Annotated in this window: 2 protein-coding genes; one reads left to right on the top strand and one right to left on the bottom strand. The window is 60.9% G+C overall.

What is annotated here, in order from left to right; genetic code table 11:
* A partial coding sequence (locus ABZ622_RS42045; RefSeq protein WP_360552618.1) for a UvrD-helicase domain-containing protein occupies positions 1 to 369 on the bottom strand: 369 nt, incomplete at its 3' end.
* A gap of 99 nt (positions 370 to 468) precedes the next feature.
* Here ABZ622_RS42045 and istA point away from each other — a divergent pair.
* On the top strand, positions 469 to 1,684 hold a 1,216-nt coding region (gene istA / locus ABZ622_RS42040), incomplete at its 3' end, for an IS21 family transposase (RefSeq protein WP_360552616.1).

Below are 1,684 nucleotides of genomic sequence, written 5' to 3'. Positions count from 1 at the left end.
CAGGCGACTGATGATAAGTTTTCCAAAGTGTTGGATAACCTTTGGTGCATCATTAGTCGCATACAAAAGCAGGATGGGCGCGTGTGCGCTGTTACCTTCGCCGATAACCGCCTCGCCACTCATGCGAACGCTGCCCACAGCTTGCGCAATCGCGTCACCGAATCTTTTGCTCGTGCTGATGCATCCGTGGCCCTGACGAGGGAACGTGAGCCGGTCTGCATTCTCTTCATCCAGGAGGATTTTCTGGTCGATATCTCCGAACCGTTGCATCACCGACTTTCCATCGAAAATGCGATTCAGGAAGGATTCTTGGTCCCAGGATGTGTCTTGCATTTCGTCGATGAATACCATGGGTGTTGATGTCCGCACAGAACTGACCCACTAGAGCTGGAAATTTTCATCGAATTTTGACCCACGTGATTGAATGCTCTGCTCAATCTTTGAGCAGGGGATACAAAGGTGATCACGGTGGGTATATTGGCCAAGATCAGGCGGATGTATTTCCGCGAGAAGGTCCCGTTGCGCGAGATTGCGCGGCGTACGGGCCTGTCCCGAAACACGGTGCGCCGCTGGCTGCGGCAGACTGATGCCGTCGAGCCGAAGTATCCGAAGCGCGTCAGCCCGAGCGTCATCGACGACTGGGCCGCACAGCTGACAGGTTGGCTGCGTGCCGACAGTCATCGCCCGAAGCGTGACCGGCGCACCGCCCGGTTCATGTTCGAGGCGATCCGCGCCGAGGGTTACGCCGGCAGCTACGGCCGGGTGAGCGCGTTCGTGAGGCGTTGGCACGAGGAGCAGGCTGAGGCGCCTCGCAGGCAGGCCTTCGTGCCGCTCGCCTTCGAACCCGGCGAAGCCTTCCAGTTTGACTGGAGCTGCGAATACGCTTTTATTGGCGGGCTGCGGCGACGCCTGGAGGTCGCCCACGTCAAACTTAACTCCAGCCGCGCGTTCTGGCTCGTCGCCTATCCCACACAGAGTCACGAGATGCTGTTCGATGCGCACGCCCGCGCGTTCGCCGCGTTCGGCGGCGTGCCGCGGCGCGGCATCTACGACAACATGAAGACCGCCGTGGACAAGGTTGGCCGCGGCAAGGAGCGTGCGGTCAACGCGCGCTTCGAAGCGATGTGCAGTCACTACCTGTTCGAGCCGGAGTTCTGCAACCGGGCTGCAGGCTGGGAGAAAGGCATCGTCGAGAAGAACGTTCAGGACCGGCGACGTCAGATTTGGCACGAAGCAGCGCTACGGCGCTGGGAAACGCTGGAGATCCTGAACGAATGGGTCGCTGGTCAGTGTCGTGAGGCGTGGCACATGCGGCACCCGCAGTGGCCTGAGCTGACAGTCGAGGATGTGCTGCAGGACGAGCGTACCCGGCTGATGCCCAATCCACGGCCGTTCGACGGCTACATCGAGCAGACCCTGCGAGTCTCGTCGACCAGCCTGATTCACTTCCAGCGCAACCGCTACAGCGTGCCCACCGAGTACACGAACCAGCTGGTGAGCGTGCGCTGCTATCCGGCATATCTCAGCGTCGTCGCCAACGCCCAGGAGATCGCACGCCACGAACGCAGCTTCGAGCGGCACATGACCTTCTACGATTGGCGCCACTACGTCACGTTGGTCGAGCGCAAACCCGGCGCACTGCGCAACGGCGCGCCGTTCATCACGATGCCGCAGCCGCTGCAAC

It is taken from the genome of Streptomyces sp. NPDC007164, assembly GCF_040634135.1.
GTDB classification, from domain to species: Bacteria; Actinomycetota; Actinomycetes; order Streptomycetales; family Streptomycetaceae; genus Streptomyces; species Streptomyces sanglieri.
Note: the sequence above shows the minus strand (reverse complement) of the source record. Positions and strands in the feature narration are given on the sequence as shown.